The 14021-nt window shown below is 72.1% G+C and carries 14 protein-coding genes; 6 read left to right on the plus strand and 8 right to left on the minus strand.

Annotated elements, in window-relative coordinates; all coding sequences use genetic code 11:
- Window positions 1–6: 6 nt before the first annotated feature.
- From AV521_RS29670 to AV521_RS29685, 4 genes are all read right to left on the minus strand, one after another.
- Entirely contained in the window at window positions 7–666 is a 660-nt protein-coding gene (locus AV521_RS29670; RefSeq protein ID WP_076092541.1) for a response regulator transcription factor, read from the minus strand.
- Complete coding sequence (locus tag AV521_RS29675; protein WP_079249456.1) at window positions 663–1964, minus strand: sensor histidine kinase; 1302 nt, start codon at window positions 1962–1964, stop codon at window positions 663–665. Before AV521_RS29675 ends, AV521_RS29670 begins: the two co-directional genes overlap by 4 nt.
- Window positions 1949–3106, minus strand: coding sequence for a hypothetical protein (locus AV521_RS29680; RefSeq protein WP_076092543.1), 1158 nt, complete (start codon window positions 3104–3106; stop codon window positions 1949–1951). The genes AV521_RS29675 and AV521_RS29680 overlap by 16 nt, the downstream gene beginning before the upstream one ends.
- Window positions 3107–3237: 131 nt before the next feature.
- Window positions 3238–4011, minus strand: coding sequence for an IclR family transcriptional regulator (locus AV521_RS29685; protein WP_076092545.1), 774 nt, complete (start codon window positions 4009–4011; stop codon window positions 3238–3240).
- 158 nt (window positions 4012–4169) lie between these two features.
- Here AV521_RS29685 and AV521_RS29690 point away from each other — a divergent pair, with 158 nt between their 5' ends.
- Both AV521_RS29690 and AV521_RS29695 read left to right on the plus strand, forming a co-directional pair.
- On the plus strand, window positions 4170–5699 hold the full coding sequence (locus tag AV521_RS29690; RefSeq protein WP_076092547.1) for an aldehyde dehydrogenase (NADP(+)): 1530 nt from the start codon (window positions 4170–4172) through the stop codon (window positions 5697–5699).
- 35 nt (window positions 5700–5734) lie between these two features.
- Window positions 5735–6343, plus strand: coding sequence for a DUF1349 domain-containing protein (locus AV521_RS29695; protein WP_076092549.1), 609 nt, complete (start codon window positions 5735–5737; stop codon window positions 6341–6343).
- Here the strand turns inward: AV521_RS29695 and AV521_RS29700 are convergent.
- Complete coding sequence (locus tag AV521_RS29700) at window positions 6303–7691, minus strand: MFS transporter (RefSeq protein WP_076092551.1); 1389 nt, start codon at window positions 7689–7691, stop codon at window positions 6303–6305. The two genes, AV521_RS29695 and AV521_RS29700, sit on opposite strands and share 41 nt — an antisense overlap.
- Window positions 7692–7740: 49 nt before the next feature.
- Here AV521_RS29700 and AV521_RS29705 point away from each other — a divergent pair, with 49 nt between their 5' ends.
- From AV521_RS29705 to AV521_RS29720, 4 genes are all read left to right on the plus strand, one after another.
- On the plus strand, window positions 7741–8742 hold the full coding sequence (locus AV521_RS29705) for a GlxA family transcriptional regulator (RefSeq protein ID WP_076092553.1): 1002 nt from the start codon (window positions 7741–7743) through the stop codon (window positions 8740–8742).
- Window positions 8739–9242, plus strand: coding sequence for a GNAT family N-acetyltransferase (locus tag AV521_RS29710; RefSeq protein WP_179023467.1), 504 nt, complete (start codon window positions 8739–8741; stop codon window positions 9240–9242). The genes AV521_RS29705 and AV521_RS29710 overlap by 4 nt, the downstream gene beginning before the upstream one ends.
- Before the next feature lie 90 nt (window positions 9243–9332).
- A complete protein-coding gene (locus AV521_RS29715) occupies window positions 9333–10061 on the plus strand; it encodes a DsbA family oxidoreductase (RefSeq protein ID WP_076092555.1) in 729 nt (242 codons plus the stop codon).
- A gap of 95 nt (window positions 10062–10156) precedes the next feature.
- On the plus strand, window positions 10157–11218 hold the full coding sequence (locus AV521_RS29720; protein ID WP_076092557.1) for an aminotransferase class V-fold PLP-dependent enzyme: 1062 nt from the start codon (window positions 10157–10159) through the stop codon (window positions 11216–11218).
- A gap of 168 nt (window positions 11219–11386) precedes the next feature.
- Here the strand turns inward: AV521_RS29720 and thpD are convergent, their stop codons facing one another.
- The 3 genes from thpD to ectB are packed head-to-tail and all read right to left on the minus strand — an operon-like array spanning window position 11387 to window position 14005.
- Window positions 11387–12280, minus strand: coding sequence for an ectoine hydroxylase (gene thpD / locus AV521_RS29725; protein ID WP_076092559.1), 894 nt, complete (start codon window positions 12278–12280; stop codon window positions 11387–11389).
- A gap of 6 nt (window positions 12281–12286) precedes the next feature.
- On the minus strand, window positions 12287–12691 hold the full coding sequence (locus tag AV521_RS29730; RefSeq protein ID WP_023551675.1) for an ectoine synthase: 405 nt from the start codon (window positions 12689–12691) through the stop codon (window positions 12287–12289).
- Window positions 12692–12733: 42 nt separating this feature from the next.
- Entirely contained in the window at window positions 12734–14005 is a 1272-nt protein-coding gene (gene ectB / locus AV521_RS29735; RefSeq protein ID WP_076092561.1) for a diaminobutyrate--2-oxoglutarate transaminase, read from the minus strand.
- Window positions 14006–14021: the final 16 nt, after the last annotated feature.

Genomic DNA, 14021 nt, shown 5'->3' on the forward strand with positions numbered 1-14021 from the left:
GTTTTCTCATCGTGCGTTCAGGAAACCGGCCTCGTACGCGGCGATCACCGCCTGGGTGCGGTCCCGGGCGCCGGTCTTCGCGAGGACCGCTGCCACATGCGACTTCACGGTCGCGGGGCCCACATCCAGGCGGCGGGCGATCTCGGCGTTGGTCAGTCCGTCGGCCATGTGCCGCAACACGTCGCGCTCGCGTCCGGTGAGCTTGCTCACCCAGGGCGCGGACGGGGCGGCCCGGCGCGCGTGTTCGGCCGCGAGGGACCGTACGGCCGACGGGAACAGCAGGCTGTCGGTGCGCGCGACCAGCCGTACCGCCTGCACCAGGGTGTCGGCGTCGGCCCGCTTCAGCAGGAAGCCGGCGGCGCCGGCGCGCAGGGCGTCGTACACGTAGGAGTCGTTCTCGAAGGTGGTCACGACGACGATCCGCGGCGGGTGCTGCAGGGTGCCGACGATCTGTTCCGTGGCCCGGATGCCGTCGATCTCCGGCATGCGGACGTCCATGAGCACGACGTCGGGCCGCAGCTCCCGGACCACCGACACGGCCTCGGCACCGGTCGTCGCCTCGCCGACCACGTCCAGGTCCGGTTCGGCGCAGAGGATGGCGCGCAGCGCGGTGCGGACCATGCGCTCGTCGTCGGCGAGGACGATCCGGAGGGCGGGCTGGGTCATGCGGAGCCTTTCGGGAGCGGTCGGGGACGTGTGTGAGCCGCGGGCGGGGCGGTCGTCATCGGCGTGGTCAGGGGCAGCCGTACGGACAGACGCCAGGCGTCCCCCGACGGGCCGGCCTCCGCCGTGCCGCCCAGCAGCCGCACCCGGTCGGCGACGCCCCGCAGGCCGTGCCCGCCGCCGGGCCGCGGCGCCCGGACGGCGGCCAGGACGTTCTCGACGGTGATCTCCAGATGCCCGTCCGCGGCGGCGATACGGACCGCGACCGGTGTGCCGGCGTGCTTCAGGGCGTTGCTCAGGCCCTCCTGCACGATCCGGTAGGCCTCCCGGGAGACCAGCGGGGGCAGCGCGGAGGGGTCGGCGGCGACGGTGGCCGTCACGGGCTGCCCGGCGGCCCGGGTGCGGCGCAGCAGTCCGTCCAGGCCGGTCGCGAGGTTCGGCGCGGGCGCGGTGCCCGGTGCGTCCCCGTCCCGCAACACGCCCAGCACGGCGTCCAGTTCGCCGACCGTTTGCCGGGTGGTCTCCTCGATGGCGGCGAGTGCCTCGCGGACGAACTCCGGGTCGCTGTCGAGGACCCGGCGGGCCGCGCTCGCCTGCAGGGTGACGGCGCTCAGGGCATGGCCGACGGAGTCGTGCAGCTCGCGGGCGAGCCGGTTGCGTACGGCGAGGTCGGCGGCGCGGGCCTCGGCGGCGGCCAGCCGGTCCTCGGGGGTGGGCCCGAGCAGCGCCGGCGCCCAGCGGGCCAGCAGCGCCCCGCAGCCCGCGGCACACGCGGCGAGCGCGAGCAGCATGGCCAGCCCGGCGACCGGGGACAGGGCCAGCACCCAGCCGTGGCCGAGGGCTTCGGGCGGGGCGAGGGGTGAGTGGCGCAGCCCGGCGAACAGCGGCAGGACGAGCAGCATCACCGCGAACGGCGGCACGGCCAGCGACATCCCGGCGATGATGCCGCCGAACCCCAGATGCAGCGTGAACCAGGCGGCCGTACGGCCCCGTTCGGCGCGGGTGCGGGCCGGGCCGTGGGCGAGGGAGTCCGCGTCGATCCCGCACAGGGCGCGCACGGCGGCCGACTCCAGCGGCCGGGTCAGCGGGAACAGCGAGGTGACGGTCGCGATCGGCAACCCGACGGTGAACGAGCCGAGTTGGAGGGGCAGGGACTGGAAGACGTCGTTCACGCCGGTGAGCGGTCCGACGATCACCGAGCCGACGAGGACGTACGGCATGGCGAGCGCCCCGCCCAGGATCAGATGGACCCAGCGACGCCGCGCCCGCCCGCCGAAGAGCAGCCTCAACGCCTCGCGCACCGTGGGTCCTTGACGGATCGGTCCGCGAGGAAGCGGGCGGCGAGTGCAGCCACGAGCAAGCCGGTGATCACCTGCCCAGCGTAGGTGAGAGTCAGCATCGGTGTCGGACGATCGGCGACGTCCTGCGTGGTGGCGAGGGCGCCGAGGGCCATCCAGGCACCCCAGCAGGCGGCCGCGCCGGAGCCGGTCCAGGCAAGGGCGAGCGGCACGGCGACCGGCAGCGCACCGGTGCGGGGGAGCGCTGATGCCCCGGCAGGCGACGTCTGCCCGTCAGGGAGCGGCGTCCGGTGCGTGCTGTCGGCGTGCCGGCCGGGGGCCGTACCCGAGGGGCCGGGCGTCCGTGGGCTTTCGGCCGGTGCGGCGAGGGGGCGTGCCGGGCGTCGCGACGGGGCGAACGTCGCCTGTTGGGGCGCCAGCTGCCAGACGCCGAGTACGGCGGCGGCCAGGGAGACGGCCATCAGCGCGTCCATCAGCCGGCCTCCGGGGTGGCCCGTGCCCAGACCCGCCGTGCCGCCGCAGGCCCACAGCAGTCTGGTGCCGGCCGGGAACAGCGCGAGCACCGTCACCGTCACGGCCGGTCCCCACCGGCCGGCCGAGGTGCCGCGGCGCGGCACCTCCCGCACCCGGCCCCGCCACAGGTGCCCCCACCGGTCACGGGCGTACGCGGCGAACAGCGTCCCGAGGGCCAGACCCTGCACGATGAACCCGCCGTACACCACGTCGAACACCCAGCCGGCCAGGAACGGCTTGTCCCCGCCCCCGCGCCCGCCGCCCCCATGGACGGCATCCAGCACCAACTGCACCGGGAATCCAGCCATGATCGGCACGAGCAGGCCGGTGGCGATCCACATCGGTACGGCCAGCAGCCAGGCGGGCACCCGCCGCCCCCACGGACGGGTCAGCAACAGCGCCAGCACGACGACGGCCGCGTCCATCAGCACGGTGAGCCCATTGGCGACGATCATGGTCACCCGGTGCGCCAGCAACGGGCTCCCGTCCGGGATCCCGGCATGACTCCCGGCGATCCAGGCGACCTTGAGGGAGAGATACGGCAGGCAGGCGGCGATGGCCACGAGGCGCAGCAGCCGGCGCCGTGCGGAGACACCGGCGCCGGCCGGGGCGAGAGCGGTCGAGTGCGTCATGCCTCAACGCTCCCGCGCCGAGCCGTGAGTTCACTTCCTGCCCACCGACGATCCGCCTCCGCCGGACGGGGGAGACGCCGGGCGCCGAGGAGGAGACGGCACCCGGCGTGACCCGTGGTTCCGTACCGGGCCTACAGCCGGCGCGTTGCCAGCGTCAGCCGGTCGCGGGCGTCGAACAGGGCGTCCTTGATCATCTGTTCATGGGCGGGCGTCAGCCGGGCCACCGGCACCGAGCAGCTGATCGCGTCCCGGGCCGGGGTGCGGTACGGGATCGCCACGCCGAAGCAGCGCAGCCCCAGCGTGTTCTCCTCGCGGTCGACCGCGAAGCCCTGCTCCCGCACCAGGTGCAGCTCCTCGATGAGCTTCTCCCGGTCGGTGATGGTGTTGTCGGTCAGCGCGGGCAGCGTCTCCGGCAGCAGCTTGCGCACCTGCTCGTCGCTGTACGTGGCGAGGATCGACTTGCCGAGCGAGGTGGAGTGGGCCGGCAGCCTGCGCCCCACCCGGGTGAAGGGGCGCAGATAGTGCTGGGACTGGCGGGTGGCCAGATAGACGACGTTGGTGCCGTCGAGCCGGGCCAGGTGGATGGTCTCCGTGGTGTCGTCCGACAGCCGGTCCAGGGTGGGCCGCGCGGCGGCCACCACCTCGTCGCCGTCGATGTACGACGTACCGACCAGCAGCGCCCGCACCCCGATGCCGTACCGCGTGCCGGTCGCGTCCGTCTCGACCCAGCCCAGCTCCACGAGCGTGCGCAGCAGCATGTACAGGCTGGACTTGGGGTACCCGACGGCCTCCTGTACGGCCGCGAGGGAGTGCATACCGGGCCGGCCGGCGAAGTACTCCAGCAGCTCAACGGTCCGTACCGCGGACTTGACCTGCGCTCCGCCCCCTGCGTCGGCTGCCGTCATCGCCCTTGACCCCTTCGTTCGACGAGGCCCCTGGATATTTGAGGACCCGGATATGTAGTCTCCGAGCAGCATATTCATCATCAGAGACAGTGTTCAGTATATCGAACGCGGCTGATGGGTGACCCAGTTAGTGCGGCCTTGTTTGGAGGGGACCCGCGGTGGCAGCAGCACCAGTCTGGAGTGTCGACCCGCGTACCGGGAAGGAGCGGGAGCAGGTTGCGGTGGAGGCCACAGCCCAGGAGGTGGACACCGCGGTCCGGGCGGCGCACGCCGCGCGCGGCGCCCTCGCCGACCGTGCGGTGCGCTCGGCCTTTCTGCGCTCGGCCGCCGCGGGCCTGGACGCGGCCAGGGACGGCCTGATCGAGACCGCCGACGCCGAGACCGCCCTCGGCCCGGTCCGGCTGACCGGCGAACTGGCCCGGACCGGATACCAGTTGCGGGCCTTCGCCGACATCGTCGACGAGGGCGCCTTCCTCGACGTCGTCGTCAACCACCCCGATGACACCGCGACCCCGCCCATCCCCGACCTGCGCCGCTACAAGGTCCCGCTGGGCGTCGTCGCCGTCTACTCCGCCTCCAACTTCCCCTTCGCCTTCTCCGTCGCCGGCGGTGACACCGCGAGCGCGCTGGCCGCGGGCTGCCCGGTCGTGGTCAAGGCCCACCCCGACCACCCGGCCCTGTCCGAGCTGGTCGCCAAGGTGCTGCGCCGGGCCGCCGCCGAGCACGGCATCCCCGAGGGCGTCGTCGGCCTCGTGCACGGCTTCGAGGCGGGCATCGAGCTGATCAGGCACCCGCTGGTCGCAGCCGCCGGCTTCACCGGTTCGGTACGGGGCGGGCGGGCGCTGTTCGACGCGGCCGCGGCGCGTCCGGTGCCGATTCCGTTCCACGGCGAGCTGGGGTCGCTGAACCCGGTGCTGGTGACGGAGGCCGCCGCCGCCGAGCGCGGCGAGACGATCGGTGTCGGGCTCGCCGGGTCCATGACGCTCGGCGTCGGACAGTTCTGCGTCAAGCCCGGTCTGGTCCTCGTGCCGTCCGGCGCGGGCGGCGACCGGCTGGTGAAGTCCCTCACCGACGCGGTCAGCGACACCGAGGCGGGTGTGCTGCTCGACCACCGGATGCGGGACAACTTCGTCGCCGGCGTGCGGGAGCGGGCCCGTCTGGAGGAGGTCGACTCGCCCGTCACACCGGGCGCGGGCGGCGAGCACACGGTCAGCGCGGGGGTCCTCTCGGTGCCGGCGGAGAAGCTGGCCGAGGAGGGGGAGTACGACCTGCTGCTGGAGGAGTGCTTCGGGCCGGTCACTGTCGTGGCCCGCTATTCCTCCGCGGGGGAGGCCGCGGCGGTTCTGTCGCGTCTGCCGGGCAACCTGACGGCGACCGTTCAGCTGTCGGCCGAGGAGGCGGCCGGGGAGGGGCGCGGGCCCGAACTGCTCGCCGAGCTGACTCCGCTGGCGGGGCGGGTGGTCGTGAACGCGTGGCCCACGGGGGTTGCGGTGGCGCCCGCGCAGCATCACGGGGGGCCGTACCCGGCGACGACCTCCACGTCGACGTCCGTGGGCGGTACGGCCATTGAGCGGTGGCTGCGGCCGGTGGCGTACCAGAACGCGCCCACCGCGTTGTTGCCGAGGGAACTTCGTGACGAGAATCCGCTGGGGCTTCCTCGGAGGTTCAACGGGGTCCTGGAGCGGTAGCCGGGGCTCACATCTTCTCTTGCGACAATCGGACCATGGACGTGGAACTCCCCGAAATTCCCTTCCCCCTCCGTACGTACGGGCCCGATGGCCACTGGTCGTACGAGGACGGCGTACTGACCGGGTGGGCCGGGCCCCGGCAGGACCGGTTCGTCACGCCCACCGGGGAAGCCCTGGATCCCGCCTCGGACGCGCCGCGGCTGCTGGGGGCGCCGGAGGGGGACTTCCAGTTGATCGCGCGGGTCACCGTGGGGTTCGGCGCGGCCTTCGACGCGGGCGTGCTGTACGTCCATGTCGGCGAGCGGGCCTGGGCCAAGCTGTGTCTGGAGTACTCCCCGGACGTGCCCACCGTCTGCACGGTGGTCACCCGGGGGCACTCCGACGACTGCAACTCCTTCACCGTGGAAGGGAGTTCGGTGTGGCTGCGGATCAGCCGGACCGGGCGGGCCTTCGCCTTCCACGCCTCGCGGGACGGCGAGCGGTGGACCTTCGTCCGGCTGTTCACCCTCGGCGACGAGAAGGAGACCGGCGCCGCGCTGGTCGGCTTCATGACCCAGTCGCCGCTGGGGGAGGGGTGCGTGGTCACCTACGATCGCGTCCGGTTCACGGCTGCCTGGCCGGCCGACCTCCGAGACGGAAGCTGAGGGCGAAGGTCACCGTGAGCAGGGCCGCGCTGACGGCCAGGCTCCACCGCATACCGGCCTCGAAACCGTCGGCGATCAGTGTCCCGAACACCGCGATCCCCAGGCCGCCGGCCACCTGCCGGGCCGAGTTGAGCACCCCGGCCGCCAGGCCCGCCCGTTCGGCGGGTACGGCGTCCATCATCGCGGCGGTGAGCGGCGGCACCGTCAGCGCGCATCCCAGCGCCAGCGGGATCAGCAGCACGGCCACCAGGGCCGGGGGCGTGCCGGCGTCGACGTACAGCAGCACGAGCAGACCGGCGACGGCCAGTGGCTGGCCCACCAGCATCGGCAGCCGCGGGCCGTACCGCCCCGCGAGCTTGCCCGCCACCACGTTCGTCACCGCGATCAGGCCCGTCATCGGCAGGAACATGAGTCCGGCGAACAGCGCGGAGCGCCCCTGGACCCGCTGGAAGAAGAGCGAGAAGACGAACACCATGCTGTAGAAGGCGACGCTGACCGCGGCCCCCGCCGCGACCGCGGTGGCCACGGTCCGGTCGCGGAAGAGCCCGAGGGGTACCACGGGGTGCGGCTGACGTGCCTCGACGCGCAGGAACGCGGCGCCCGCGACGACGGCCACCCCCAGCACCGCCCAGCCCGCCGTCCCGCCCTCGATCACCGCGAAGGTCAGGGCCACCAGGGCCACCACCGCCGTCAGCTGGCCGGGCAGATCCAGCGGTGCCGGGCGAGGGCGCGAGCGCGGGGCGCGGACCAGCAGCGCCAGGATCGCCGCGCCGAGGGGCAGGTTGACGAAGAAGATCCCGCGCCAGTCCCAGGCCGTGGTCAGCGCACCGCCCGCCACCGGGCCGAGCGCCACCGCCAGCGAACCGCCCGCCGCCCAGGCGGCCACGGCGCGGGCCCGCCGTACCGGTTCCGGGTACGCCTGCCGCACCAGTGCCAGAGAGGCCGGGAGCACCACGGCCGCCGCTACGCCCTGCACCACCCGCGCGCCGATCAGGGCCGGCAGGTTCGGCGCCAGTCCGCAGGCCGCCGAGGCGAGGGTGAACACCGTGGCGCCGAGCGCGAACGCCCGGCTCGCCCCGGCCCGGTCCGAGAAGGCCCCGGTGGACAGCATCAGAGCCGCGAAGGCCAGCGTGTAGGCGTCCACCACCCACTGGAGCCCGGACATACCGCCGCCCAGGGAGGTGCCGATCGCCGGCAGGGCCACGTTCACCACGGACGCGTCGAGGCAGATCAGTGCGAAGCCGAGCAGGGAGGCGGTGAGGGTGAGCGCGGCGGAGGACCTCGTGGGCTCCAAGTCGCCATTGGTGGAGGCGAGTTGCGCCACCCCGGGCATCTGGTTCGTTGACATGTCTCCATACTGCGGAGCTCCTCGGCCGTAGAGTAGTGGCCTGAATGCCATGGATCCGGAGGTTCTGGCCGTGCCGCACCGAGTCGTCGTCATCGCACCCTCGCCCGTCTCGATGTTCAACGTGGCGATCCCCGAGATGCTGTTCGGCAAGGTGGTGGTGGAGGGCCGGCCCGGCTACGAGGTGCTCGTCTGCGCCGCCGACCCCGGCCCGGTCCCCACCACCGGCGGTCTCGACCTGTATGTACGCAACGGGCTCGATGCCGTGCGGGAGGCCGACACGGTGGTCGTCGCGGGGACCGGGGAGCCGTTCGAGCCCGAGCCGCGCATCGTGGCCGCCGTCCGCGAGGCCGCCGCCGACGGCAAGCGGATCGCCTCCATCTGCACCGGGGCCTTCCAACTCGCCGAGGCGGGCCTGCTCCACGGCCGCAAGGCCACGACGTACTGGGCGCACGCCGGCGAACTGCGCAAGCGCTACCCGCACGTCGAGTTGCAAGGAGACGTCCTGTACGTCCAGGACGGCCCGTTCGTCACCTCCTCCGGCTACGCCGCCGGGATCGACCTGTGCCTGCACCTCATCCGCACCGACTACGGCGCCGCCGTCGCCAACGAGGTGGCCCGGCTCGCGCTGGTCGCCCCGGTCCGTCCCGGCGGCCAGACCCAGTTCACCCACACCCCGCTGCCACCCGAGCGCGGTACCGCCTGCGCCGACACCCGCGGCTGGGCCATGCGCAACCTCGACAAGCCGCTCACCCTCACCGACCTGGCCCGGCACGCCGGAGTCTCCGTACGCACCCTCACCCGGCGCTTCCACGCCGAGAGCGGGGTCAGCCCGCTGCAGTGGCTACTGCACCAGCGCGTCGAACGGGCCAGGGAACTGCTGGAGACCACCACCCTGCCCATGGACCAGGTGGCCGCCGCCTGCGGTCTCGGCACCGCCGACTCACTCCGCGCCCACCTGGTCCGCCGCACCGGCCTCACCCCGACCGCGTACCGGGCCCAGTTCAGCCGCCTAGGAACCGGAGGCGGCGCCGTCACGTCCTCCGTTGCATGATCAGTGAACGTGTGACCGGCGCCCTGGTGATCCGCACCGCCCTGTCCGCCGAAGCCGAGACCATCGCCGATCTGCATGTCCGGGCCCGCTCGACGTACTACCCGGACGGCCTCCCGCAGGCCGACTTCGACTGGGTCGAGGGCTGGCGCGGCTCCATCGAGCGCCCCGACGGCCATGTGCTGTGCGCCGTCGCCCGGGGCCGGATCGTCGGCATCGCCTCCTTCCGCACGCCGGAGGGCGCACCCGCCGACAGGGTCAAGCTGTTCCAGTTCCACGTCGACCCCGGCCACTGGCGCGCCGGTATCGGTACGGCCCTGCACGAGGCCTGCGTGGAGGAGTGGCGGGCCGATGGCAAGCGCACGGCGGTGCTCGACGTTCACACGGACAACCTGCGCGCCCAGGGCTTCTACGCCCGCCAGGGCTGGATCCCGGATCCGGAGAACCCGCCGGCCGAGGGCGACCACCACGTCCCCCTGCGCTTCTCCGTGCCCGGCAAGTGAGCCGTACCCGGGAATGAACGCGCTTGTTTGAACGTTCACGTACCGGCCGGAGAGAGTCTCCGCGCCCGTACGACCTGGAGAGCCGAAGACATGCGCGTCGAGATCTGGAGCGACATCGCCTGCCCCTGGTGCTACGTGGGCAAGGCCCGCTTCGAGAAGGCGCTGGCTGCCTTCCCGCACCGCGACGACGTCGAGGTGGTGCACCGCTCCTTCGAGCTGGACCCGGGCCGCGCCAAGGGTGACGTCCAGCCGGTGATCACCATGCTCACCAGGAAGTACGGCATGAGCGAGGCGCAGGCCGAGGCCGGCGAGGACAACCTGGGCGCCCAGGCCGCCGCCGAGGGCCTGGACTACCGCACCCGGGGCCGCGACCACGGCAACACCTTCGACATGCACCGCCTGCTGCACTTCGCCAAGGAGCAGGGCCGGCAGGACGAGCTGATCCAGCTCCTGTACCGGGCGAACTTCGCCGAGGAGCGGTCCGTCTTCACCGAGGGTGACGAGCGACTGGTGGAGCTGGCCGCCGAGGCCGGACTGGACGCCGGGGCCGCCCGCGCGGTGCTCGCCGACCCGTCCCGCTACGCCGACGAGGTCCGCGCCGACGAGCGAGAGGCCGCCCAGCTCGGCGCGACCGGCGTGCCGTTCTTCGTCCTCGACCGGCAGTACGGCGTCTCCGGCGCCCAGCCCGCCGAGGTCTTCACCCGGGCGCTGACCCAGGCCTGGGGCGAGCACTCCGCGCTGACGCTGGTCGAGCAGGGGAGCCAAGAGGATGGGGACGCCTGCGGACCCGACGGCTGCGCGGTGCCCCCGCAGGGCTGAAACCGCAGGCCGGGGCGATTGCATAAGCATCCCTAAGGGGAACCACGTAAAAATCGGCAATGGACGGGTAGTTCCCTGGGCCGCAGAGTGGTCCCATGGACACCACGGAGACGTTCGACGGCCTCGTCCGCGCCGAGTTCCACCCGAAGACCAGTTACCTGAACACCGCGAGCAACGGCCTGCTGCCCGCCCGCGCGGTCGCCGCCCTGCACGAGGCGGCCCTGATGCGGGCGGAGGGCCGCCCGCTGCTCCCGCTCTACGAGGGCGTGGAGATCTGCCGGGAGCAGTACGCCCGGCTGGCCGGCGTCCCGGCCACCAGGGTCGCGGCGGGCGCTTCGGTCGCCGCCCACACCGGAGTGATCGCCGCCTCGCTGCCCCCGGGCGCAGAAGTCCTCACCGCGGAGGAGGACTTCACCTCCGTGCTGAACCCGTTCCACGTCCGCGGTGACCTCAAGGTGCGCTCGGTTCCGCTGGAGCGGATCGCCGAGTCCGTCCGCCCGGGCACCGCGCTCGTCGCCGTCAGCGCCGTCCAGTCCGCCGACGGGCGGGTCGCCGACCTGCCCGCGGTGCGCGAGGCCGCCCGTGAGCACGGCGCCCGCACTTACGTCGACCTCTCCCAGTGCGTCGGCTGGCTCCCGGTGGACGCGTCCCAGTACGACTTCACCGCCACCGTCTCCTTCAAGTGGCTGCTCGGCCCGCACGGCGCGGCCTTCCTCACCGTTCCCGAGGACTTCGGCGGGCTCACTCCGCTGCTCGCGGGCTGGGTCGCGGCCGAGGCGCCCTGGGACAGCTGCTACGGCCCGGTGGCCGAACTCGCCCACTCCGCACGGCGGTTCGACCTCACCCACGCCCTGTTCACCTACGCCGGACTGCGCAGCTCCCTCGAACTGCTGGAGGAGCTCGGGGCGTCCGCGGTGCACGAGCACGCCGTGCGCCTCGCCGCCCGCTTCCGCGCCGGACTCGCCACGCTCGGCCACGAGGCGGTGCCCGCTCCCGGCTCGGCGATCGTCTCCGTCCCCGGACTCGGTGCCCGTCAGAAGGAGTTGAGCCGCGCCGGTATCGAGGTCTCCGACCGCGCCGGCAACCTGCGTGCCGCCTTCCACCTCTACAACACCGGGACGGACGTGGACCGCCTGCTGAACGCCCTGGCCGACTGACCCCGCTCAGGGGCCCGCGGCGCGCACACGCCAGGGGCCTCCACCCAGCCGGTGGAGGCCCCTGCGGCGCGTGGGTTCAGAGACCCACGGGGTTCAGCGGACGGGAGTGAAGTCCCTCGCCCCGATGCTGCATTCTCCGGGGGGCGACCCCCGGGCCCCCGGCCGATCTCACCGGACGGGAGTGAAGTCCCTCGCCCCGATGAACTCGGGTCGCCGCACCGGAGCCGCGAAGGGCTCCACGGCGGCGTTGTCCACGCTGTTGAACACGATGAACACGTTGCTGCGCGGGAACGGGGTGATGTTGTCGCCGGAGCCGTGCATGCAGTTGCAGTCGAACCAGGTCGCCGAGCCGGCCTTGCCGGTGAACAGCCGGATGCCGTGCGCGCCCGCCAGCGAGGTCAGTGCCTCGTCGGACGGCGTGCCCGCGTCCTGCATCTGCAGCGACTTCTTGTAGTTGTCCCGGGGCGTCTCACCGGCGCAGCCCAGGAACGTCTTGTGCGAGCCCGGCATGATCATCAGGCCGCCGTTGGTGTCGTGGTTCTCCGTCAGGGCGATGGAGACGGACACCGTGCGCATGTTGGGCAGGCCGTCCTCGGCGTGCCAGGTCTCGAAGTCCGAGTGCCAGTAGAAGCCGCTCGCCCCGAAGCCCGGCTTGACGTTGATCCGGGACTGGTGGACGTACACGTCCGAGCCGAGGATCTGCCGGGCCCGGCCGACCACCCGCTCATCGCGCACCAGGTTCGCGAACACCTCGCTGATCCGGTGCACCTCGAAGACCGAGCGGATCTCCTTCGACTTGGGCTCAACGATGGAGCGGTCGTCGGCGCGGATCGCCGGGTCGGTGACCAGCCGTTCCAGCTCGCGCCGGTAGACCTCGACCTCGTCCGGGGTGATCAGCTGCTCGATGGCGAGGAAGCCGTCACGGTCGTACCCCTGCAGATCGGCCGCGGGGATCGGGCCCGGCGTGTCCGGGGAACCCCAGACGACCGGGTCCTGACGCGGGACGGTCACCTCGGTGGTGCCGCGGGTCGGGTAGAGATCGGTGACGCCGGCAGTGGTCATGGGTTCTCACACCTCCTCGGGCTCGGTGAGCAGCGGGTAGACGCCGTTCTCGTCGTGGTCCTCCCGACCGGTCACGGGCGGGTTGAACACGCAGATGCAGTGGAAGTCCTCCTTGACGCGCAGTGTGTGCCGCTCGTGGCCGTTGAGGAGGTACATGGTGCCGGGGGTGATGATGTACGTCTCCCCGGTCTCGCGGTCGGTGAGTTCGGCCTCACCCTGGGTGCAGACGACGGCCTCGATGTGGTTGGCGTACCACATCGACGTCTCGGTCCCGGCATAGAGGATGGTCTCGTGCAGGGAGAAGCCGACCCGCTCCTTGGCCAGGACGATCCGCTTGCTCTCCCAGGTGCCGGACTTCGCCTTGACGTGCCGGTCGGTGCCTTCGATGTCCTTGAACGATCGGACGATCACGGTGGTGCTCTTCCTCCTGGTCGGTCGTGCGGTCAGTACGGTTCAGGCGGTTTCCCGGACGGCACGGGCGAGAACGCGCAGGCCCTCGTCGAGCTCGTCGGGGGTGATGGTGAGGGCGGGCAGCAGCTTGACGACCTCGCTCTCAGGTCCGGACGTCTCGATGAGCAGCCCGAGTTCGAAGGCCCGCTGGGCGATCCGTGAGGCCCGGCCCTTGTCGTGGAACTCGATGCCCCACACCAGACCGCGGCCGCGGTACTCCTTCACATCGGCGAGGTTCTCCTCGGTGACGGAGATCAGCGCCTGTTCGACCTGCTCACCCCGGGCGCGGGTCTGCTTCTCCATGGCCGAGCCGTCCGCCCAGTACGTCTCTAGCGCCGCGGTGGCGGTCACGAACGCGGGGTTGTTGCCCCGGAAGGTGCCGTTGTGCTCGCCCGGCTCCCAGACGTCCAGCTCGGGCTTGAACAGGCACAGCGACATCGGCAGCCCGTACCCGCTGATCGACTTGGACACCGTGACGATGTCCGGCGCGATCCCCGCCTCCTCGAACGAGAAGAAGGCGCCGGTACGGCCGCAGCCCATCTGGATGTCGTCGACGATCAGCAGCATGTCCTGCCGCTCGCACAGTTCCTTCAGCGCGCGCAGCCACTCGGGCCGGGCGACGTTGATGCCGCCCTCGCCCTGCACGGTCTCCACGATCACGGCGGCGGGCTTGTTCAGCCCGGAGCCCTGGTCCTCAAGAAGGCGCTCGAACCAGAGGAAGTCCGGGACCGTGCCGTCGAAGTAGTTGTCGAACGGCATCGGTGTGCCGTGCACCAGCGGGATCCCGGCGCCGGCCCGTTTGAAGGCGTTGCCGGTCACGGCGAGTGAGCCCAGCGACATCCCGTGGAAGGCGTTGGTGAACGAGACGATGGCCTCGCGGCCCTTCACCTTCCGGGCCAGTTTCAGCGCCGACTCCACGGCGTTGGTGCCGGTCGGCCCCGGGAACATGACCTTGTACGGCAGATCGCGCGGGCGCAGCACCAGATCCTGGAAGGCCTGCAGGAAGGACCGCTTGGCCGTGGTCGACATGTCGAGGCCGTGGGTCACCCCGTCCCGTGCCAGATAGTCGATCAACGCCCGTTTGAGTACGGGGTTGTTATGGCCGTAGTTGAGTGAGCCGGCGCCGGCGAAGAAGTCGAGGTACACATGACCGTCCTCGTCGTACATCCGGCTGCCCTGCGCGCGGTCGAAGACCGTGGGCCAGCCGCGGCAGTAGCTGCGCACCTCGGACTCAAGGGTCTCGAAGACGCTGAGGTCGGGCTGGGTGATGGTCACGGTGAATCGCTCCTCA

The organism is Streptomyces sp. IMTB 2501, from assembly GCF_001953885.1.
GTDB lineage: Bacteria > Actinomycetota > Actinomycetes > Streptomycetales > Streptomycetaceae > Streptomyces.